This window comes from Sorangium sp. So ce375 (genome assembly GCF_051473855.1).
Taxonomy (GTDB): domain Bacteria; phylum Myxococcota_A; class Polyangia; order Polyangiales; family Polyangiaceae; genus Sorangium.
Map to the genome: position 1 here is coordinate 87,307 of NZ_CP150335.1, position 21,842 is coordinate 109,148.

At 70.6% G+C, this 21,842-nt stretch carries 15 protein-coding genes; 6 read left to right on the plus strand and 9 right to left on the minus strand.

Annotation, left to right across the window (positions count from 1 at the left end):
* Positions 1–141: 141 nt before the first annotated feature.
* Positions 142–1,497, minus strand: coding sequence for a cyclic nucleotide-binding domain-containing protein (locus WME90_RS00315; RefSeq protein WP_437279031.1), 1,356 nt, complete (start codon positions 1,495–1,497; stop codon positions 142–144).
* A 132-nt stretch (positions 1,498–1,629) separates the two neighbouring features.
* Positions 1,630–2,304 carry a dienelactone hydrolase family protein gene (locus tag WME90_RS00320; protein WP_437279032.1) on the minus strand — a complete coding sequence of 225 codons (675 nt, stop codon included), beginning with the start codon at positions 2,302–2,304 and terminating at the stop codon, positions 1,630–1,632.
* Between the two features lie 243 nt (positions 2,305–2,547).
* Between WME90_RS00320 and WME90_RS00325 the strand changes: the two genes are divergently transcribed.
* Complete coding sequence (locus WME90_RS00325) at positions 2,548–3,330, plus strand: hypothetical protein (protein WP_437279033.1); 783 nt, start codon at positions 2,548–2,550, stop codon at positions 3,328–3,330.
* Positions 3,331–3,571: 241 nt separating this feature from the next.
* On the opposite strand, the gene WME90_RS00330 is transcribed toward WME90_RS00325, so the two are convergent.
* Complete coding sequence (locus tag WME90_RS00330) at positions 3,572–4,789, minus strand: PLP-dependent aminotransferase family protein (protein WP_437279034.1); 1,218 nt, start codon at positions 4,787–4,789, stop codon at positions 3,572–3,574.
* Between the two features lie 384 nt (positions 4,790–5,173).
* Positions 5,174–6,247, minus strand: coding sequence for a cellulose binding domain-containing protein (locus WME90_RS00335; RefSeq protein ID WP_437279035.1), 1,074 nt, complete (start codon positions 6,245–6,247; stop codon positions 5,174–5,176).
* 1,129 nt (positions 6,248–7,376) lie between these two features.
* Between WME90_RS00335 and WME90_RS00340 the strand changes: the two genes are divergently transcribed.
* Positions 7,377–9,011, plus strand: a complete 1,635-nt coding sequence (locus tag WME90_RS00340; RefSeq protein ID WP_437279036.1) for an FAD-dependent monooxygenase — start codon at positions 7,377–7,379, stop codon at positions 9,009–9,011.
* 69 nt (positions 9,012–9,080) lie between these two features.
* Complete coding sequence (locus WME90_RS00345; RefSeq protein WP_437279037.1) at positions 9,081–9,716, plus strand: TetR/AcrR family transcriptional regulator; 636 nt, start codon at positions 9,081–9,083, stop codon at positions 9,714–9,716.
* A 47-nt stretch (positions 9,717–9,763) separates the two neighbouring features.
* On the opposite strand, the gene WME90_RS00350 is transcribed toward WME90_RS00345, so the two are convergent.
* From WME90_RS00350 to WME90_RS00360, 3 genes are all read right to left on the minus strand, one after another.
* The gene (locus WME90_RS00350; RefSeq protein WP_437279038.1) at positions 9,764–10,630 is read right to left on the minus strand and encodes an Hsp33 family molecular chaperone HslO; all 867 of its coding nucleotides are present in this window, start codon (positions 10,628–10,630) and stop codon (positions 9,764–9,766) included.
* A 186-nt stretch (positions 10,631–10,816) separates the two neighbouring features.
* Entirely contained in the window at positions 10,817–15,079 is a 4,263-nt protein-coding gene (locus tag WME90_RS00355; RefSeq protein ID WP_437279039.1) for a hypothetical protein, read from the minus strand.
* 13 nt (positions 15,080–15,092) lie between these two features.
* Complete coding sequence (locus tag WME90_RS00360; RefSeq protein WP_437279040.1) at positions 15,093–16,919, minus strand: OmpA family protein; 1,827 nt, start codon at positions 16,917–16,919, stop codon at positions 15,093–15,095.
* Between the two features lie 420 nt (positions 16,920–17,339).
* On the opposite strand from WME90_RS00360, the gene WME90_RS00365 reads away from it, so the two are divergent.
* Complete coding sequence (locus WME90_RS00365; protein ID WP_437279041.1) at positions 17,340–17,948, plus strand: superoxide dismutase; 609 nt, start codon at positions 17,340–17,342, stop codon at positions 17,946–17,948.
* Between the two features lie 107 nt (positions 17,949–18,055).
* On the opposite strand, the gene WME90_RS00370 is transcribed toward WME90_RS00365, so the two are convergent.
* On the minus strand, positions 18,056–19,390 hold the full coding sequence (locus tag WME90_RS00370; RefSeq protein WP_437279042.1) for an acetylglutamate kinase: 1,335 nt from the start codon (positions 19,388–19,390) through the stop codon (positions 18,056–18,058).
* Positions 19,391–19,395: 5 nt separating this feature from the next.
* On the minus strand, positions 19,396–20,397 hold the full coding sequence (locus WME90_RS00375; RefSeq protein WP_437279043.1) for an N-acetylornithine carbamoyltransferase: 1,002 nt from the start codon (positions 20,395–20,397) through the stop codon (positions 19,396–19,398).
* A 474-nt stretch (positions 20,398–20,871) separates the two neighbouring features.
* On the opposite strand from WME90_RS00375, the gene WME90_RS00380 reads away from it, so the two are divergent.
* Together WME90_RS00380 and WME90_RS00385 are read left to right on the plus strand one after the other, a co-directional pair.
* Positions 20,872–21,183: a DUF1330 domain-containing protein gene (locus tag WME90_RS00380; protein WP_437279044.1), complete on the plus strand. Its 312-nt coding sequence runs from the start codon at positions 20,872–20,874 to the stop codon at positions 21,181–21,183.
* 101 nt (positions 21,184–21,284) lie between these two features.
* A complete protein-coding gene (locus tag WME90_RS00385; RefSeq protein WP_437279045.1) occupies positions 21,285–21,800 on the plus strand; it encodes a hypothetical protein in 516 nt (171 codons plus the stop codon).
* Positions 21,801–21,842: the final 42 nt, after the last annotated feature.

Sequence of the window (21,842 nt, forward strand, 5' to 3'; positions counted from 1 at the left end):
CGTGCTCGCCGGACGTCGCTAGAGCACCGAACAGTTGAAACCCCGCGCGAGAGAGCTTGAACCACAGAGACACAGAGGGAACAACAACAAAACTCCGCTCCTCCGTGGTTCATTTCTCCAAATTTCGATCTGATCGGTACCCTAGATCAACACGAAGTCCTCGGCCACGGAGACCTCTTCGGCCATGATGCTCGTGGTCTCGTCGTCGCGCTGGACGGCGAGCTTGTAGAGTTGCGCCAGCACGGCCGGGTGATCCTCGACCAGACCCATGAACTCGGTGGCCGGCAGGTACAGCGTCACGGTGGGGTGAGCCGCGATCACGTCGGCGTTCGCCGCGCGACGGAGGACCATCGCGATCTCGCCGGCGACGTCGCCGGGGCCGAGCGTCGACAGCACGAGCGGCTCGAGGCGGGCGTCGTCCGCCGCGTCGCGCCGGACGACGGCGACCTCGCCGGAGGCGATGAGGAACAGGCCCGGCGGCCGCTCATCCTGGACGAGCAGCCGCTCGTTCTTCTCGAACGTGCGCGTGCGGAACCGCTTCACGAGCGCGGGCCTGTCGGCCTCGGGGACGACGCGGAGCACGTCGCTCATGCGGACGAGGTTCTCCACCATGCGGTCCCGGCAGTAGGCCGCGAGCTCCAGGCCCACCTCGGGCTCGCGCTGCGCGATGTCGTCGATCGCGTCGCGCTTCACCTCGAGCACGATGGAGGGGCGCGTGGCGACGACGCTCCCGGTGCGCGGCGCCCGCGAGAGCAGCGCCATTTCGCCGAACATGGCGCCGTTCGCGAGCCGGGCGAGGACGAACTCCTCGTCCCCGCGACGACGTCGCGCCTCGAGCTCCCCGCGCGCGACGAAGTAGGCCTCGCTGCGCGCGGCGCCCTGCTCGATCACGGTCGTCCCCGCCGCCACCCAGACGGGCGTGAAGGCCGCGCACAGGGCGCGGAGCGCGTCCCGCCCGACGGACGAGAAGACCGGCTGGCGCGCGATACCGGGGTGCTCGGTCTGGGCGGCGAGCCTGCGCGTGGCGTCGTGGATGATCTCCGTCGCCTTGTTGAGCAGCAGCGCGCCGGTGAGCACGGAGGCGAGCGGCTGGAACGCCTCGGCCGCCGGCAGGGGCGGCGGCGGCGGCGCGCCCTCGCCGAGCCTCGGCGAGTCCCGGCAGAACGCCTCGGCGATCAGGTCGAGCCCGGGCCCGGGATCGCCGCCGAAGCGCTCGCTCTCGCGCGCGGCGGCCACGGCGAGCGGCAGGTTCTCGAGGTCGATGGCGCGGGCGATCGCGGTGGAGCACGCCTCGCGCGCGGCCTCGTGCCGGTTGAGCTCCCCGAGGAGACGCCCGCAGAGGCAGAGCGCCGACGGCATGGTCGGGTCGTGTCGGACCAGCGCCGCGGCCCAGCGGAGCGCCGCGTCCCGCTCTCCCGCGAGCGCCAGCGAGAGCGCTCGGTCGATCGGCGACTCCGCCTGCTGGATCGAGCCCGGGAGTACCGGGGGGAGGGCCATGTAAGCGTGTATATCAGGGTTCATTGCGCGACGGCAAAGAAGGCGCCCGGCTGGCGCCCCGCGCGCCGCGCGGATCCCCCGGGAGGATCGCGGTCGTGCTCCGGGAAGGACCGCGGTCGTGCTCAGCCGATTTCAGCCGAGGTGCTGCTTCAGGAACGCGATGCTCCGTTCCCACGCGAGCTTGGCGGCCTCGGGGGCGTAGACCTCGGGGCGCGTGTCGTTCGCGAACGCGTGGTCGGCGTCGTAGACGTGGAGCTCCATGGACTGGCCGCGGGCGGCGAGCTCCTTCCGGATCGCCTCGGCGGCGGCCGGCGTCGCCCAGCCGTCGCGCGCGGCGAAGTGGGCGAGGATCGGCGCCTTGACGCGCGCGTAGTCGGGCGCGGGGCTCGGGACGCCGTAGAAGGGCACCGCGGCCGCGAGCTCCGGGATCGTCGCGGCGGCGGCGAAGGTCAGCGCGCCCCCCATGCAGAACCCGATGACGCCGACCTTGCCGGTCGACCGCTCGTGCGCCGCCAGGAAGCGGACCGCGCCGGCGATCTCCTCGAGGGCGCGCGGCTTGTCGAGCTCGGTCATCAGCCGGTTGGCCTCGGTGGCATCCTTGGTGGTCGTGCCGTGGTAGAGGTCGGGCGCGAGGGCGATGAACCCGGCGGCGGCGAGCCGGTCGAGCAGCGAACGGATGTGATCGTTCACGCCCCACCACTCCTGGATCAGGACGACGGCAGGCGCCTTGCCCCCCTGCTTCGGCCAGACGATCTCGCCGGTCGCCGAGGACCCGTCCTTCGCGGGGAACGAAACCTTTTCGGACATGCGACTCCTCCCTTTCAAGACGGGGATCGGCTGCGCCGTCCCCTCGTCAGCGATCGGAGATCGGCTGCGCCGTCCCCTCGTCAGCGATCGGGGATCGGCTGCGCCGTCCCCTCGTCGGTGTTCGGGGATCGGCTGCGCCGTCCCCTATGGCGCGGCGCAGGATAACCGCCCGGGGTACGTCGCGCATCGCAATCTGCTGGGCACGCGCTCCACGCCGGGACGCCGGCGATGTAGATTGATGGCGTGGATGCGCTGGCGGGGCGATGGAGGCGAGCCATCTCGTCCGTGAAGGAGCTCCGGCTGCGGGTCGCGTTCCTGCGGAGCGAGGTGCTGCGCGCCGATCCCCCGGCTGTCGCCCGTGCGCTCGACGATCTCTGCCGCGACGCCGAGCAGGCCAACCCCGTCGCGCGCGACGTCCTGGGCGCCGTTGTGCCGATCCTCGCCGATCCCGCGCTCTCCGAGCGCGTCGAGCAGCTCCGCGAGCTCGCGTCCTCCCACGCCCTGCTGCCGCTCTCGCGCCTCTTGCGCCGGAAGGCGCGGCGGCCCGAGGCGCAGCCGGCCTCGCCGCCGCCCGACGAGCGGCTGGTCGCCGCGTCGAGCGCCGGTCGCGCGCTCACGCTCGGCGAGCGGCGCGCGCTCGCCCGGCGGCCGACCCGCGCGGCCTTCGAAGCGCTGCTCCGGGACCCGCACCCGCTCGTCATCCGCAACCTGCTCGCCAACCCGCGCTTGACCGAGGATGACGTCGTCCGCCTCGCGGCGCGGCGCCCGGCGAACGCGGAGGTCCTGACGGAGATCGCGCGGCACCCCGAGTGGCCGCAGCGGGCGCGGGTGCGGATGGCGATCGTCCAGAACCCGGGAGCGCCGCAGGAGATCGCGGTGCCCATGGTGCGCCTCCTCCTGCGGCCCGAGCTCCTGAGGCTCACGGCGGCGGCGGACGTGCCCGCCGTCGTCCGCGCCGCGGCGCGGGAGCTGCTCGATCGTCGTCCGCCCGTCCCGCACAAGCCAGGCGGCCCCTTGGCGCAGTGAGCGGCCCGCGGATGTGCCCGCCAAGCCAGTCGGTCGCGCCGTCGACGCCGAGCGTGCGGCAGCGTGATGCGACGAATCGTCGATGACCGGAGACCGGGAGGGAGAGGGAGAGAGCGGGAGAGGAGAGAGCGAGAGAGGGAGCGCGAGGGAGGGAGTGAGGAGGGAGGGAGTGAGGAGGGAGGGAGTGAGGAGGGAGGGAGTGAGGAGGGGCGCTTTCGCGCACCGGCGCCCGCCGGCGACGTTACGTGATCTCGGCCCAGCACCGCGCCAGGCGCCGGACGCCCTCGTCCAGATCGTCGTCGCGCCACACCGACGAGAAGCAGAGCCGGAGGGCGAACGGGCTCACGGCGCCGCCAGCCCGGAACATCGAGCCCGGGTCGAAGGCGACGCCGTGCTCGATGGCGGCGGCCAGAAAGAAGGCCTCGTTCGGCTCGGCGTCGGGCTCGACCCAGATCGCGAAGCCGCCGGCGGGCAAGTCGAACCGCCAGCCGGGAAGGTACCGTCGGAGCGCCCGCTCCATGCGGGTAGCGCGGCGACCGTAGAACTCCCGCAGGCGCACGAGCCGATGATCGAAGTCCTCGGTGCGGAGGTAGTCTTCCAGGATGGCCTGCGGCAGGCTGGCCGCTTGCAGGTCGTCGGATTGCTTCAGCTGGAGGACGTCGGCCCGGAGGGCGCGCGGGGGCACGAGCCAGCCGATGCGGAGGCCGGGGCAGAGCGTCTTCGAGAACGTCCCGACGTGGAACACGCGATCGGGCGCGTCGGCCAGGAGCGGCCGCGGGGCGGGGCCGTCGAAGGAGAGATCGGCGTAAGCGTCATCCTCGATGATGGGTCGAAGGCTCGAGAGGACCTTGGCCCGATCGCCGCGCGACAGCTTGCGTCCACGCGGGTTCGAGATGGCCGGCATGAGGTAATGGGCATCGACGTGGCTGTGGTCATCGATGATCGTCGCGCCGAGCGCCTGGAACAGCTCGATCGCGCCGGGGTAGCTCTCGGGGTCGACGCCGATCCTGGCGCCCGATCCGCGGATCATCTGCGCGGCGAGGGATACGGCCTGCTGAGCGCCGCTGGTCACGATGACGTCGTCGCGGGCGACCTGGGCGCCGCGCCGGCGCAGCTGCCCGGCGATCCAGGCGCGGAGGTCCTCGTGGCCCTCGGGCCAGCCGTACTGGAGCGCCGGGCAGCTGGGGTTCTGGAGCGCGCGCACGAACGAGGCCGCGAGCTTCGAGCGTGGGAACTCGCCCGGGGCGGGCAGCCCGCCCGCGAAGCTGATGAGGCCGGGGGTGTCCGCGGCCCGCCGCTTCAGGATCTCGAGCCGATCGAGCCCATGCCCGCGCTGCGGCCCGCTTCGCGGCGCATCACGCGGGATCGGGGCCTTTGCAGGCCGGGTGTCCGACGACGGGGGAGGATTGAGCGCGCGTGCGGTGGCATCCATGACGTTGAAGGTCCGGGCTGAAGGCATTCAAGGATGGTGCCGTTCGTGCTGTCCGGCTTCAGACGCAGCGGAAGCGCGCCCGGCCCGGTGCGGGGCGCAATTCCCAGGAAAATTGGCTGCAACGGGGCGACCTCGGATGGGCCGGAGCGTGGAGCGGGTGTGGCGCGCGCGCGCGGCGTGTCAGGCTGCCACGGGGCAGCGACGGACGTGCGGGGGCGTCGCGTCCTTCACGGGGCGACAGGCCTCGACGTCAGGTCGGGCTGGTCTGGCCGACGGGGGATCCGTCCTTGGATCGAGCGCAGGAGCTGAGCGTTTTCCGAGGCCTGGCGAGCGCGCGCCCGGGTCGGCCGTCGACGTCGCGAAGGATGCGGAGCTCGCCCTCGCTGGAGGTGGAGCTCGCTCGCGTGGCCGCTAGGGCTCTGTTCCCCAGGCGAGCACGCCCTCGTGGTACACGGTGATCTGCTCAGAAGGCATGAAGGTGGTCGTGGTGCCGAAGGAGTAGTCGTCGGTCTGCGTCATGAGGTCGTACTCGTCGCCGTTGAAGATGCGGATCTGCACCTCTCCGGACGTGGCGTTACGAGCGAGGCTACCCGCGTCGGTGAGGAAACCGATCTCGAGGTAGTGATCGGCGTGTGTGCCCGATGCCGTGCCGAACGTCCTGGTGACCTTGGCGCATCCGCCGAGGGTCGACGCAAAGTCGCACATGCTCCTGAGATCGACCTTCGTGACATCGGCCGTGAACCAGTAGCGAATCGTCAGATCGCTGAGAGCGATGGTCTCATCGCTCGTATTCCTGATCCGGACCATGAACGAAAGATGCTGGGACTCGACGTTGGTGTCCCTCGCGGCATACTGCAGCTCGAGCGCCGGCGTGGTCACGCCGCCGGTGGTGGAGCTCGCGATGGTGGAGCTCGTGGCGCTCGCGCCGCCGGCGCCTGCCGTGCTGCTGGCCGTGGTGCTCGCGGTGGAGCTGGCCGTGGTGCTCGCGGCGGAGCTGGCCGTGGTGCTCGCGGTGGAGCTGGCCGTGGTGCTCGCGGCGGAGCTGGCCGTGGTGCTCGCCGTCGAGCTCGCAGCGTCCTCCCCGCCAGCGCCGCCCAGACCCCCGGCGCCGCCCTGGCCCCCAGCGCCACCCGCACCGTCGGCGCTACCCGAGCCTGCCGAGCTGCTCACCGTCGCGCTCGTGACATCGCCGCCAGCGCTCGATGAGCCGCTCGTCGTGGAGCTCGTCGAGCCGCTCGTCGCAGCGGCGGTCGAGCCTGCGCCAGCCGAGCTGGATGAAGGCGTCCCGCCCGCGCCGGCGGAGGCGCCGCCCCCGCCCCCCGTGTTCTCGTCGCCGAGGCTGGAGCCCTGGGCGCACGCCACGAGCGTCAGGAGCGAGATCGCACAGAGCGCCGTGGTCCCCTTCAGCCAGGAGCTCGACTCGTGGACTCGATTGCAGCGACTGCCCAGCTGCAGCGGCGCTCCCGACGATGCCGACGTCTTCACCCTGGAACCCCGGATACGAGCTGCTCCCGACTCCATCGGGACGAGCCGCGGCGCACACCTTGCCATCGGTCGCATCTTGAATACCTCTGAGACCGCCCGACCAAGTCCGAAGGCCGAGCGGAAGGAAGTTGAGAGGCGCAGTTTATACGGATCCGCCAGGTGCCAGCAAGGCGTTTGCCATGGTAACGTTTTATCGATGTCGCAGATGGTGGGGTATCCGATCGCGGGTTGTACACAGTGTACACTGGTCGAGCGGACGGCTCTTCCACTGCTCTTGCGCTGAGCGACGTTTCGTGTGCTTTGCGGACACCGCGCTCCGCTGCGCCATCGTCGCTGGCATGGCGTTTCTGGGGTGGGCTACGTGGAGTGAGGGGGCCGCGTCACGCGTGCTCCAGCCAGCGGAGGCGGCGCGCGGAGCCAGTTGAGCTCGGAGCCCTCCATGAACGGCGTTTGCCGCTGTGCGTAAGCCGGACGGGCCAGGATTGAGCTCCTCCTGCTGGGGTCGAAGACGGCGCGGTACGAGTCCACGGGCAGGCCGGTGCCCACCGACGTCACCGGAGGCAAGACTGTGAACAATAGGAAAAGGATGTCCTCTCGGTGCTCTTGGTCCCCCTCGTGATCGCCAAGGAGAACCTGAAGGATACGGTCATCGCAGACGCCTTCTGGTCCAAAGAGGAGATCAGCAGGCCCAGCACGTCGAGGCTTGCAAGGCGGCAGGCATCCTCTGGGTCGGGAGCTGCCCTCGACCCCCTGAGTGCTGCGCGGCGAACTCCGATCCTCGAACTGGGCGGCATCACCAAGCGATTCGGCACCGTGCAGGCCCTCTCCGGGGTCGAACTCGACCCAACCTCGGTCGGCCCCAACCTCGGTCGTCCCGCCAGCCCCAACCTCGGTCGTCCCGCCAGCCCCAACCTCGGTCGTCCCGCCAGCCCCAACCTCGGTCGGCCTCAACCTCGGTCGTCCCGCCAGCCCCAACCCCGGTGCGATCGACCGCCCCGACCGAACCCCGAGCGGTGCGGTCGGCCCATGTGCGTCAATGTGTGATGCGTCGCATCCGGGAGCCTTGCCTAACTCCCAGGGCCGATCCATAAAGTGAGTAAATACTCACTCACCAATCCGGGGGCAGCCTATGACAGAAGCTTTGGATGCGTTGGTCGTCGGTGGAGGGCCGACGGGGTTGACGATGGCCGGAGAGCTCGCACGGCGCGGGCTCACGGTACGGATCGTGGACAAGGCGCTGGAGCCGCCGCCGGATCACTCGCGAGCGCTCGCGGTGCAGACGCGGACCATGGAGATCTTCTCCAGCATGGGGGTCGCCGACGCGGCGATGGCGCACGCCATGCGCGTCGGAGGGCTCAACCTCCTCCTCTCGAATGGACAGCGGGCGCGCCTGCCGATCTTCGACTTCCCGGAGCTGGCCACGCCCGTTCCAGGCATCTTCGTCATCCAGCAGTTCGACACCGAGCGCGTCCTGGCGTCGCGGCTCTCGGAGCTCGGCGTGACGCTCGAGCGCGGCGTCGAGCTCGACTCCTACACCCAGGACAGCGCCGGCGTCACCTGCACGCTCCGCCGGGCCGACGGGAGCACCGAGGTGGCGCGCGTGAAGTGGCTCCTCGGCTGCGACGGCGCGCGCAGCGCCGTCCGCAGGGGCGCAGACATCGCCTTCGAGGGCGACACCTACGACGATCACTGCATGCTCGGCGACCTCGTCATCGATTGGCCGCTGCCGGACGGCGACATCTACATCAGCCCTTCGCATCGGGGCATGGCCGCAGCCTTCCCCGTGCCCGGCAGCCATCGGTTCCGGATCATCCTTATCCTGCCCGAAGCGTCGCCAGCGCGGGGCGCGTCGCCCTCGCTCGAGGAGTTCGAAGGCGTGATGCGCGAGATGATCCCCACGCCGTTCAAGGTAGAGAAGGCGATCGTCCTCTCGCGCTACCGGCTTCACCACCGCGTCGCCGCGCGGCTGCGCAAGGGGCGCGTGTTCCTCGCCGGCGACGCGGCGCACATCCACAGCCCAGCCGGCGGGCAGGGGATGAACACCGGAATCCAAGACGCCTACAACCTGGCGTGGAAGCTCGCGGCCGTCGAGCAGGGCAGGATGCCAGCGTGGCTGCTCGACACCTACGAGATGGAGCGGTTGCCCGTCGCCCGCCGCCTGATCGATTTCACAGACCGCCTCTTCGGGTTCATGGCCGGGCACGGCCTCATGGGCCGGACGATGCGCACGCTCGCGCCGCGCCTCATGAGCCGCGCCCTCGGCGTCGCCGCCGTGCAGCGCCGGGTGTTCGGGTTCGTCTCGCAGCTCAAGATCCGGTACCGGAAGAGCCCCCTGTCGATCCAGATCGGGCACCCGCCGGAGCGCGGGCCCCGCGCCGGCGATCGCGCGCCGGACGCCCTGCTGCGCAGCGAGGCGGGACAGCAGGTCCACCTGTTCGAGCTGATGCGCGGCATCGAGTCGACGCTGCTGCTCTTCACAGGTCCACCCCAGGACGGCGCGGGCGCCGCGCCGGGCGAGCGCGCCCGGAGGATCGCAGCGCAGCTCGGCCGGCCGGAGCTCAGGGTGCTGATCATCGGCGCGCCGGAGGCCGGAGGGTACACAGACCCCGACGGGCGCGCCCACGCGGCGTATGGCGTCGAAACGACAGCCGCCGTCCTCGTCCGGCCGGACGGTTATGTCGGCGTGCGCAGCGATCCGCTCGATGAGCGCGAGCTCGGCCAGGCGCTCGATCGGCTCTTCACGCGCAGCGCCGAGGCCGCCTAGCGCGCGCCGCCCGAAGCGCGCCCGGGCCGCCGCGCGGCGCTGCTAGAACGTGAAGGAGAGAGGACGCCGATGAGCCGACGCCCGCGCCCGAACGACACGCTGACCGAGGCGCAGAAGAAGATCGTCGACGCGGCGGTGGCCGCCTTCGCGGAGCAGGGCTTCCACGGCACCGCGACCCGAGAGATCGCGCGGCGCGCAGGGGTCGCCGAGGCGACGATCTTCAAGTACTTCCCGAGCAAGCGGGACCTCCTCCTCGGCGTCATCGGCCCCGCCATCGAGCGGCTCGTCGGCCCCGCGATGGCGCGATCCATGGACCCGCTCTTCGAGGTGACGTACCCGACCTTCGAGGCGTTCTTGCGGGCGCTCCTCGCCGAGCGCATCGCGTTCGTGCGCGCGCACCCGCAGCTCGTGCGCATCCTCGCGCAGGAGCTGCCGTTCGACGCCGAGCTGCGGCTCGGCATCGCCGGCAGGGTGCTCGGGCCGCTCCTTGCGAAGGCGATCGCCTTGATCGAGCGCTTCCAGCGCGAAGGACAGATCGTCGGGTGGCCGCCCCACCTCGTGATTCGCTGCGTGGCCTCGACGTTCGCGGGGTACATCGTCCACCGCGTGTACGTCGCTCCCGACGCCGCGTGGGACGACGAGGCCGAGACCGAGCAGGTCATCGACTTCGTGATCCGCGGCCTCTCGCCTCGCCAGCCCGCGTGACCCATCGCGCAGCGCGGCTCGCCGGCCGCGCGCGGGCGGGCGGCGGCTCAGCTCGTCGTCAGCAGCGATCGGAGCTGCGACGGCGACACCTGGTAGTCCTTCCCGCAATAGTCGCAGCGGATGTCGAGGACCTTCCCGTCCGTGACCATCTCCTCGATATCGCTCCGCGGCAGGCTCGCCAGCGTGGCCATGACCCGGAGCTCGCTGCAGCGACAGCTGAAGCTGAGGGGCGAGTCGTCGAGCCGCGAGAACGGCATGCCGTAGAGCAGCTCCCCGAGCAGCATGTCCGCCGAGGCTCCCTCGTGCGCGAGCACGTCGTCGAGGCGCTCGAAATCCTTGAGCCGCTCGGTCATCACCATGAGCGGACCGCGCTCGACCTCCGGGAGCAGCTGCACGAGGTAGCCGCCGGAAGAGCCGACGCCGTCCTCGCCGATCAGCGTCGCCACCGCGATCATCGAGACGACCTGCTCCGACTCCTGCATGTACGTCATCAGGCCGGCGGAGATGCCGCCCGCGCTCGGGATCTCGACGACCCCCTGGTGGAGCATGCCGCTCGGCAGCGTGCGCATGACCTGCAGCAGCGACCCATCGCCGATCTCCACCGCGCTCTCCGGCGTGGCTCCCTTGCCCAGGTTGACAAGGCCACGGCTCGTGCCGTCCGGGTGCGAGTCGGCCACCAGGGTCCCGTGACCGGCCGCGCCCTTGACGATCGCCTGGACGCGCAGGTTCGGGGCCATCGCCTCGCGCACGAGGATGGCGCCGGTGATCAGCTCCCCGAGCCGCTGCGCTGTCGCGCCGGTGGCCGATTGCACCGCCACGGCCCCCCGCACGGTCTCGGTGGTCAGCGCCGTGATGACGCGAAACGCGCCATCCATCGTGATGGCACGAACGACGGAATCAGAAGGTCGGGGCAAAATGCACTCTCCCGTGAGAAAAACATCGTTAGGCCACGGACGGCCGATGGCAACCCACGGCGCATCGGCCGCGGGCGGACGCGCCCTGCGGGTGGGCGCTCATCGCAGAAAAGCATAGTTATTTCGAAGGCTTGTAGCACAGGCGCCCCCGCTCGTGCGTGCGGGGGCGCCGCCTAGGGGGAGAGCTCAGCCGCGCCGGCGGCGCCGGTGCAGCGCGGCGGCGCAGGCGCCGGCCGCGAGCAAGGCCCACGGCGCCGAGCGGCTGCCGTCGCCGTCCGCGCCCACCGTGCAGGCGCAGCCGCCGCCTTGCACCACGACGCCGTCACCGGGGGGCGCCGTGGTGCACGGACCGATGGTGTCGTCCGGGTTGCGGCAACCCGGGACGCACTCCTTCGTCGCCTCGTCGCACACCATCCCAGCGTCGCACGTGCTGTCCTCCTCGCACTCCGCGGGCTGATCGTCCGCAGGGTTGTTCGGATCGCGCTCGCCCTCGTCGATCACCCCGTCGTGGTCCTCGTCCTCCTCGCCGTCGGGCGCGCCGCCGCCGTCGGTGTCGGCCTGCGTCGGCGAGGTCGTCGTTGCCCCCTCGTCGCCGTCCGGCACGCAGGCGGCCGCGTCGGCGTCGGTGTCCTCGTGCGAGCAGTCCTTGCCCAGCTCGGTCCCATCGAAGAGCCCATCCCCGTCGCTGTCGGGATCGAGCGCGTTGATCTTCCCGTCCTCGTCCGTGTCGGCGGCCGGCTCGATCTCCTCGCCGTCGAGCGCGCCGTCGTCGTCGGTGTCGGCGTCGTCCGGATCGGTGCCGAGCTCCGTCTCCTCGCGGTTCGAGAGGCCGTCGCCGTCGCGATCGCCGAGATCGTCCCCGGCGTCGTTGGGATCGCTCTCGCCCTCGTCGATCTTGCCGTCGTGGTTCAGGTCCTCGTCGCCGTCGCTCTGGCCGCCGCGGTCGGTGTCGGGGTTCACCACGCTCGTCGTCGTGGCCCCGCCGTCGGCGTCGGGCGTGCAGCTCTCGGCGGCGGCGTCGGTGTCCGCGTCCGCGCAGCCTCTCCCTGCCTCGGTGCCGTCGAAGAGCCCATCGCCGTCGCTGTCCGCGTCCAGGATGTCGGGCTGGCCGTCGCCGTCGCCGTCGTCGCTGGGGTTCGGCTCCTCGCCGTCGAGCAGGCCGTCGTTGTCGGTGTCGCGATCTTCCGGATCCGAACCGAGGAACACCTCGAGGTCGTCGCTCAGCCCGTCGGCGTCGCCGTCGGCGTTCTGGCCGTCGTCGGCGCCGTGGCCGGCGGTCGGGTCGGTCTCGCCGCCCTCGATCGCGCCGTTCAGGTTGGCGTCCTCCGAGCCGTCGGTCGCGCCGCCCCCGTCGCTGTCGCGGCGCACCGCCGACGTCGTCGTGGCCCCGCTGTCCGCGTCCGCCGTGCAGTGCCCGGCGTCCGCGCTGGTCCCGGGGCCGTCGCAGGCGAGGCCGAGCTCCGTGCCATCGAAGAGGCCATCGTCGTCGCTGTCCACGTCGAGGGGGTGGATGAGCCCGTCGCCGTCCCCGTCGTCCGCCGGGTTCGGCTCCTGCCCGTCCTGCACGCCGTCGTCGTCCGAGTCCGCGTCGCCCGGGTCCGTGCCCAGCGTCTTCTCGAGGTCGTCGCTCAGCCCGTCGTCGTCCCTGTCGTTGTTGTCGCCGTCGTCGTCCGCATGCCCGCGGGTCGGGTCGCTCTCGCCGTTGTCCGCGACGCCGTTCAGGTTGGCGTCCTCGGAGCCGTCGCTCGTACCGCCGTCGTCCGTGTCCGCGTCGAGCGGCGACGTCCTCGTGGCGCCGGCGTCCTCGTCCGGCACGCAGCGCCGCGACGGCGCGGTGCCAGGGCCGTTGCAGCCCAGGCCGAGCTCGGTCCCGTCGAAGAGGCCGTCGTTGTCGCTGTCGACGTCGAGCGCGTTGATGAGGCCGTCGCCGTCCGTGTCGTCCGCCGGGTTCGGCTCGAGCCCGTCGCGCGCGCCGTCTCCGTCGGTGTCGGCGTCGTTCGGGTCCGTGCCGAGCGAGCGCTCGAGGGCATCGCTCAGCCCGTCGTCGTCGCTGTCCGTGTTCTGCGCGTCGTCGTCGTCGTCGCCGTGGCCGGCCCGGGGATCGGTCTCGCCGCTGTCCACGACGCCGTTCAGGTTGGCGTCCTCGGAGCCGTCGCTCGCGCCGCCGCGGTCCGTGTCCGCGTCGACCGGCGAGGTCCTCGTGGCGCCCGCGTCGCCGTCGGGGGTGCATTTGCCCGCCGCGGCGTCGGTGCCCGGACCGTCGCAGCCGAGCCCGAGCTCGGTCCCGTCGAAGAGGCCGTCGTTGTCGCTGTCGACGTCGAGCGGGTTGATGAGCCCGTCGCCGTCGTTGTCGTCCGTCGGGTTCGGCTCGTCGCCGTCGCGCACGCCGTCGTCATCGGTGTCGGCGTCGTCCGGATCGGTGCCGATCGCCCGCTCGAGATCGTCGCCGAGCCCGTCGCCGTCGGTGTCGGTGCGCTGGTTGTCGTCGGCGCCATGCCCGGCCCTCGGGTCGGTCTCGCCTGCGTCGAGCACGCCGTTCAGGTTGGCGTCCTCCGAGCCGTCGGGCACGCCGCCGTTGTCGGTGTCCGCGTCCAGCGGATCGGTCGTCGTCGCTCCGCCGTCGCCGTCGGGCACGCAGTGCCCCGCCAGCGCGTTCGTCCCCGGGCCATCGCAGCTCGTCACGCCGAGCTCCGTCGCGTCGAACAGCCCGTCGTCGTCGCTGTCGACGTCGCGCGCGTTGACGAGGCCGTCGCCGTCGGTGTCGCGATCCCAGAGCTCCTCGTCGCCGTCGGGCACGCCGTCGTCGTCGGTGTCGGCGTCGTTCGGGTCCGTGCCCGCGGCGTTCTCTTCGCCGTCGCTCAGCCCGTCGCCGTCGCTGTCGACGAGGATCGTCGTGGGCGTCGCGCCCGCCTCCGCGCCGTTGCCGTCCGTCGGGTAGTCCTGGGGGGCGCCTCCCGCGGGGCTCTGCCCGGTGATGGTGGCCTGGTTCGCGATCTCGCCGCCCGTGCCCGGATCGATGGTCACGCGGAACCGCACCGTCGTGGACCCTCCGACGCCCAGCGACCCGCCCTGGGCCGCACCGGCGCCGTCGCCCAGCCGCACGTGGATCGTCCCGTTGACGTACTCGCCCTCGTCGTCGCCGGGCGCGTCGGTCACGCCGCCCATGTTCGGGCCCGCGGCGATCTCGAGCGACCCCGGCACGTAGGTGACGCCGGCGGGCAGCGGATCCTTCAGCACGACAGCCGCCGCGCTGTCGTCCCCGGTGTTGGCGACGATGATCGTGTATTCGAGCGTGTCGCCCGGCGTGACGCCGCCGCCGTTGAGGTCGAGGACCGACTTTGTGGACGTGGCGAGATCCGGGAGGCGCGTCGGAATCGACGTGATGAGGCCGCCGAGCAGGTAGCTGCGGGCGCCGCTGATGGACGCTCTGACCACGGCCTGCGTGGCGCCGGCCGTGAGCAGCGCGGACGGCACCTGCGTCACGTCGATGTCGATGCCGCTCATGCTCTGCTCCCTGCCGGTGAGCCTGGGCAGATCGCCCACCGAGGTCGCCGGCGCGCCGAGGAAGGAGCGGGTGCTGTTGAAGAAGTTGTTTGCCGGGTTGAGCGCGTCGAACAGCGCGGTCCCGTTCCACTGGAGCGCGCCACCGGTAGAGCTGTCGCCGTCGTACCCGATGGCACCGACCTTCGCCTGGCCAGCGCCCGTCGGGACGACGAACTTCGAGATCATCGAGGCCGCCGGCTCGCTGGCGGTCACCTGATCCAGCCCGTCGAAGAGGGCGAGGTTCCGCGCGGGCGCGGTCGTCAGCTCGTAGAACACGACCATCCACCACCCGGCCAACGCGATCTGCAGGCTCGCGTTTCTCAGCTCGAGCGCATTGGAGATCCCGCTCAGGCGATACGCCCCCGCGCCGCGCGTCTGCACGAACGTGGTGACGTCGGCGACCGTCTGGGCGTGGGCGAGACCCGAGATCTCCTTCTGGACCGAGATCTCACTGGTCACGCTGGAAGAGAAGCCTCCAGGCCCATCCAGGGTCACCGTGAGATCGGTCGCGGTGTCGATGCTGTGGCTCGCCGCCCAGTAGAGGTACGCGTGGGTCACCCGCGCGCCCGCGGGGAGGTTGAGGACCGCGGCGCTGCTGGCCGCCGAGGGAGCGATGTTGTTGTTCGCCTCGGCCTGTCCGGCGAGCGGGCTGTCGGACTTCCAGTAGATATCGGGCGCCGAGTCCCCCAGCGTCGCGGCCGTGCCGCACGCCCCGACCATGCTGCCCACCAGCGGCGCGGGCGTGGACGACGCGCAGTCGTGCGCGAGCGTGTTGCCGATGAGGACGAAATCACCCCGCTGCGCCACCTGGACCCGCGGAATCTCTCGAAGCGCGCTCGCGGTCCCGGAGAGCGCGCCGAGCAGCGCGGCGCTGGTGAGCCCCGTGAATACCAATCGCTTTGCCATCGACGCCTCCAGCCTAGGGCTGCTTCTTTTCCTTCTCGATGATGTTGAACTGGACGCGCCGGTTCTTCTGGCGACCCGCCTCGGTCTTGTTCTCCGCGATCGGGACGTCAGGACCGTAGCCCTTCGCCTGCATGCGCTGGGCCGCGATGCCGCGCTCCGCGAGCGCCTTCAGCACCGACTCCGCGCGGGACTGGCTCAGCTTCGTGTTGAACTGGCGCGTGCCGCGGTCGTCCGTGTGGCCCTGGACCTCGATCTTGAGGATCTCCGGGTGGTCCTTGAGCACGCCGGCGACCTCGTCGAGCAGCTCGTTGCTCACCGGACGGATGGTCGCCCTGCCGATGTCGAACTGCACCTGCTGCAGGATGACGATCTCGGTCTCGGTCACCCGGACCGCGACGGGGCATCCGTTCTGCGTCGGATCTTCGTTCGGCTTGCCCTTCTCGTTCGGGCAGGCGTCCTTGTCGTCGCGGATGCCGTCGCCGTCGGTGTCGCCCGGGCAGCCGTTCGTCGCCGGATCGGTCGTGGCGATGCCGGGCAGATCCGGGCACGCGTCCGACGCATCGGGGACCTTGTCGCCGTCGCGATCGGGCGGCGGCGGGCAGCCGTGCTGCTTCGGGTCGTCGTTCGCCGGGCCGGCCTGCTCCGGGCACGCGTCGACGTCATCGAGGATGCCGTCCTTGTCGCGGTCCCCTGGCGGCGGGCAGCCATTCTTCTTCGGGTCCGACGAGGCGACGCCGGCGACCGCGGGGCAGGCGTCGACCGCGTCGAGGATGCCGTCGCGGTCCGCGTCCTTGGGCGGCGGACAGCCGTTCTTCGTGCGATCCGGGCTGCGGACGCCCGCCTCGTGCGGGCAGGCGTCGTCCGCGTCGACGATGCCGTCGCCGTCCAGGTCCTTCACGGGCGGCTTCACCTCGGGCGAGTAGGCGACCATGGCCACCGCGCGGAACGAGGGCGTGCCGACGCCGGGGGTGAGGCCAGGGCCCATGCCGAGCCCGGCCTCGAAGTCGTCCGCGACGCGGTAGCGCCCGCCGAGCAGGGCTTCGAGGTTGGTCGTGCGCTGCTGGACATCGGTGATCGTGATCGCGCCGGTGACCTCGGGGCCGACCTGCAGGCGCCGCTCGTCATCGAGCAGCAGCCCGAAGCCGGCGCCCCAGTGCACCGTCATCCCCTGCTCGACGTTGGCGAACTGCTTCGTGGACCGGAACTCCGGCCCCGCGGAGAGCGACCACACCGCGCGATCGAGGTGGCCGCCGAGGACGAGCTGCGGACCGCCGCGCACGCTGCCGTCGCCCGAATACGCCTCCGGGTCGCCGGTCGGCAGCCACGCGTAGCCGGCGAGGGCGATCTGGAACGGATCGAAGTACCCGCCGAAGATCGTCGCGCGCGCGCCGAGCCGGACATCCCCGAGGGCGCTGCTGGCCGGCGGCGGGAGCAAGGCCCCCGAGGCGGCCCCGCCGTCGCCGGACTGGAACGCGAGCGGCAGATCGACGTTCACCGTGAGCCGCTCCCACAGAGAGAGCGAGGCGCTCAGGTGGAGCAGGAGCTGGCTGCCGACGACCTTGTCGTTGTCGATATCCTCGTTCCCCGACAGCCGCCGCAACACGAGCGGATCCTGGGCATAATCGCCGAGGAGCATGATGTGGGGTGAGGTGCTTCCTGCCGTGTAGGCGGACTGGACACCGAACATCCTGTCGCCGGCGGGGGCAGGCTGGAACCTGTCGAGCGCGAAGCCTTCGGGTCTAGAGGGTTCCTGCGCGTCGGCGTGAGTCGCTGCGCCGAGCAGGCACAGCGCCGCCGCGAGCGCGGCCGTCGGATGGGTCCCCTGTGTACGAGCCGGCATGAACGAGGTCGCCTCCTTGCGCGAAGGAACAGCAAGCACCGGGAGTATCGACCGAAACGGCGGCGGCGTTCAACGTTTCACGAGGTCTCGGGTGCGCCGGCCGATCGAGCCAGCTCGAGCGCGGCGCGGCGGGCCGGAGATCGTGGCGTCCTTCGCGTGCTCGGGGTCGGTTCGGCAGCCGTGGCGTCCCCCCGCGTGTTCAGGGGTCGTGGCGTCCCTTCGCGCGCTCACGGTGCGGCTTGAGCCGGCGTCCGGAGTTTCCCGCGCGCAGGTCAAGCCCGCTGGCGTCAAGCCCGCTGGCCTCGCGAGTCCGCGGTCTGTCACCTCGTGCGGCAGGGTTGCTACCGGGGAGCGGCGGCGGTAGAGCGGCCGCCTGACCCCGCGGCACGCGTTGCTCGCGGCGCTCGTTTAGGAGGGACCATGGCCCGCGAACCCAAGAACTTCGACAACCTCCTCGGCGGCAACGCCAAGGGCTTGAGCGACTTGCAGCTCAAGGCGCACTTCACGCTGTACCAGGGCTACGTGAAGAAGCTCAACGAGATCTGGGAGCAGCTTGGCAAGGCTGATCGCAGCGCGCCGAACTACTCGTACAACGCGTACAGCGAGCTGAAGCGTCGTGAGCCGGTCGCCTTCAACGGCACGGTGCTGCACGAGCTCTACTTCGAGAACATCGGCAACGGCTCGACGCAGCCGAGCGCCCAGTCGAAGAAGCTCATCGAGGCCTCGTTCGGCAGCTTCGATAACTGGCTGGCCGACGCGAAGGCGGCCCTCCTGAGCGCGCACGGCTGGACGGTGCTCGTGTACGACTACCAGGAGCAGAAGCTCTTCAATAACCTCATCCGGACCGAGCACGACGTAGGCCTGTTCGCGAACACGCATATCATGGTCGCCATCGACGCCTGGGAGCACGCGTACTTCGCGGACTACCAGACGAAGAAGGCGGACTATGTCGCCAACGTGCTCTCGGGCCTGAACTGGGACGTGATCAACGCGCGCCTCCAGCAGATCGGTCCGCACGCGGCAGGTTAGCTCCACGGCGGGGCACGCTCCTCCGGCGAAGCCGGAGGAGCGCCGGAGCAGGCGAGTCGGGGATTCCTCGCGCCCCCGCCGCGGCGGGCGAGGGCGGCGTCGGTCGGCTAGGCCGTGCCGTGCTGGCGCAGGGTCGTCGGCAAGGACAGCGCGTGATCGATGCAGGCCCGGATGTCGTCGAAGCTCGACAGGCCGTACCAGAACACCGTCCAGTTCTCGTTGCGGTAGCTGCCCTCGGCCTGCTGGAAATACCAGGGGTTGATCTCGTTGCCGTTCCGGGCGCGCCAGAACAGCTTCGGGTTCTCGTTCTTCATCCGCGTCCAGAGCGAGCCGCCGATACCCACGCCCTGCGCCTCCGAGGTCACCGCGAACTTGTCGAGGTACGGGGTGAGCGGGGCCCTCCCGCCCGGGTCGAGCGTGAGGATCGCCGTCGCCCGGTACGAGTCGGACAGGTAGATGCGATAGAAAGGCTTCTTGTCGAAGTAGTGCTCGTCCAGCTTCCGCTGGAAGCACGCCTCGAGCAGATCGCGGAGACGGCCGCGGTCGATGCCGTCCAGCGTGTCGTGCCGGAGGATCCGCTCGCCGCGGCGGACGAGCGTGCCTGAGCCCGTGTGCGTGAAGAGCTCCTTGGCCAGGTGATCGGGCGATGTGATCGAGACGGAGGAGGTCGGCGGCAACCCGTCGAGCAGGAGCTTGATCTCCTGCAGCTTGAGGCGCATGCCCCCGTTCAGCGAGGGCTGGGCCATGAGGCCCACGAAGTCCTCCTCGAGGTTGATGGCCGAGATGATGCGCCCGTGCTCGTCGAGCAGACCACCCGTGCTCGTGAGGAAGATCATCTTGAACGGCTGCGTCGCGAGCGCGAGCTCGCGGGCGGCCACGTCGGCGTTGATGTTGACGATCTGCCCGCCCGGCGTCTCCCCGAGGCAGGCCAGGATCGGCAAGTGCCCCGCGCGGAGGCTGGATCTCACCGCGTCTACGTGGACGCGCTCGATCTTGCCGACCAGCCCGAGCCGCTCCTCGTCGAGCAGCGACGCCTCGAAGACGCCCGCCGTGATCGGCCGCGTGCGCGTGCCCATCTCCTCGAGCGCCTCGACGAGCCGCAGGTTCTCGCGGAGGAAGACGCGGCGAGCGACCTCCAGGATGCGAGGCGTCGTGACGCGCAGGCCATTGACGCGCTCCGTCGGGATGCCCGCCTGGGCGAGCGCCCGATCGAGCTGCGGCCCGGCGCCATGGATGACGATGGGATACAGCCCGACCTGGTTCAGGAACACGAGCGAGGTCGCGAGCGCCTCCAGGTCCTCGTCGAGGATGGCCCCGCCGACCTTGATGACGGCGAACTTCTGCTGATCGACAGCCGCGTACTGCTTCAGGTACTGCTCGACCTCCTTGCGGCTGCCGAGGTTCCTGAGCAGGCGGACGATGACGTCTTGCGTCGAGCCCATCGTGTTCACCACCCGTTGGCCAGCACGTCCATCACGGCCTTCTGAACATGCAGCCGATTCTCGGCCTCGTCGATGACCATGGACGCGGGCGAGTCGATCACCGCGTCCGTGACCTTGATGTTACGTCGGACCGGCAGACAGTGGGAGAAGAGCCCACCCGAGGTGAGCGCCATCTTCTGCTCATCGACGATGAAGTGCTTGTGCCTGTCGCGGAGGGGCTTCTCCTGCTCCCAGCGCCCGAAGTAGGGAATCGCGCCCCAGCTCTTCGCGTACACGACGTGGGCGCCCTTGTAGGCGGACTCGATGTCGTAGGTGATCGAGAGCTTCTGCCCGTTATCGGCGGCGCTCTTCCTGGCGGCGTCGAGGTAACGCTCGTCGAGGTGGTACTCCTCGCTGGGGCAGAGGAGGGTGACGTCCATGCCGAGCTTGGAGGCGATGAGAACGGCCGAGTTGGCGACTGCGGTGTTGAGCGGGCGCGGGTGATACGTCCAGGTGAGGACGAACTTCTTGCCGTCGAGGCGGCCGAGGCGCTCCTTCATGGCGAGCGCGAGCGCGAGCTCCTGGCAGGGATGGGTGATGGTCTCCAGGTTCACGACCGGCACGGTCGCGTGGCGGGCGAACCCCTGGAGCACCTTGTCCTGGCGATCGTCCTCCCAGCGCTGGAACTTGGGGAACGCGCGCACGCCGATGAGGTCGGCGTAGCGCGAGAGCACCCGAGCGACCTCCTGGATGTGCTCCTCCGGCTCGCCGTCCATCACGGCGCCTTCCTCGAACTCGATGGGCCACGCGCCCCGGCCAGGCTCCAGCACGACGGCGTGGCCGCCGAGCTCCCGGATGCCGACGTCGAAGGAGGTGCGCGTCCGCAGCGACGGGTTGAAGAAGACGAGCGCGATGGTGCGATCCTTGAGGCGCGGCTCGATCGGCCGCCGCTTGAAGCGCTGCGCGCGCTCGAGGAGGCCCTCGATCTCTGCGCGGGTGTAGTCCATCGTGGTCAGGAAGTGCCGCATCGGATGCCTCCTCGTTTGAACGGCGCGGAGCGGGCGCACGCATTGGAGCAAGCCTGGCGGTGATGTCAACGCCGCTCGCGGCGCGCGGCGCGATGGCGGTTGCGGGGGCGGCCTCGCGCTTCTGGCGGGCCGGCGACGGCTGCGCGACGGGCCCGGTGAACGTGGTTCGCTTCAAGGAGATCCCGCCAGCGGGGACCGACGCCGGTGACACGGCACGATCTCGGCCGGCCGCACCACCCGCTGGACGGGCCCCAACGTCGGGGATATCAGGATTGCAGGCGCTGGTTTCAGGATCGAAAGGAGTACGCAGGTCTCCTAGGGAAAATGCGCGGAGGGCGAGGGCGCAACCCTTGGCCTGCATCCTGCTAATCACCTAAGGCAGAGCGCCCGTGACGGTCTCCCCCCCTCCGTCGAATGGGCGCTCTTTTTTTTTGTGCTCTGGTGGTGACGTGACGTGAAGGAGCGGGTGTTCCGGTGACGCTTGTCGTGATCCTCACGGTGCGGTGCGAGGCGCTCGACGCGTTCCGCGCCTACGAGAGGAAGGCCGCGGCCGTGATGGCGCGGTACGGCGGCGCGATCGAGCGGACCGTGGTGACCGCGCCCGAGGGCGCTGGGCTGACCCTCAAGGAGATTCACCTCGTCACCTTTCCGGACGAACAAGCCTTCTCGGCATATCGCCGCGACGCCGAGCTCGGGGCGGTGGCGCACCTGAGGGACGCGGCGGTCGTTCACACCGAGATCCTGCGCGGGGAAGAGGGGCCGGACTACCACGCTGCGCCTGGTTGACCGGCGCCGCAGGGCTGCCCATCGGTGCGGGACCACACCAGCCGTGCACAAGAGGCGGACCGGAGGCGCTAGCGTCCGCCGCGCGGGTGTAGACTCGCCTCATGTACCGACGTGGCTCTTGCGCGATCTGCGCCGCCCTTGCGCTCGCGACGACCTACATCATCGGCTGCGGTCCCTCGTCAGCCCTGCCGCCGTCCGGGTCCACCACCCCGGTCGATCTCGTGATTCCGCCTCCTGGCTCGCCCGGGCCCAAGTCGGCGGCGGGCGATTCCCCGGACCACGACGCGCAGCGCCTGCCCTTCGTGGGCACCTGGGTCAGCGAGGACGACGGCTCGCTCCTCGAGCTGTGCCAGACAAGCTTTCACCTCCGCTTTCCGTTCATGGGCACTCCGCGTGACCTCTACGCACGCGTCGTCTCGTACAACACCGAGCGCGGGCACATCGAGCTCCAGTACACCCGCATCCTGCAGGATGGAGTCGAGGAGCCCATCGAGGAGCCCGTCGTGTACATGCGCTACGAGGTCCGCGAGGGCGACCTGTACAAGCACATCGACGGCGATGGGTACCCCACCTCCGTAGACGACGAGCGGTACGTGCGGCGCCCCGATCGGCCGTGATCGCCGAGAGCATCTATCACGTTGATCGAGCGTGGAGATGAG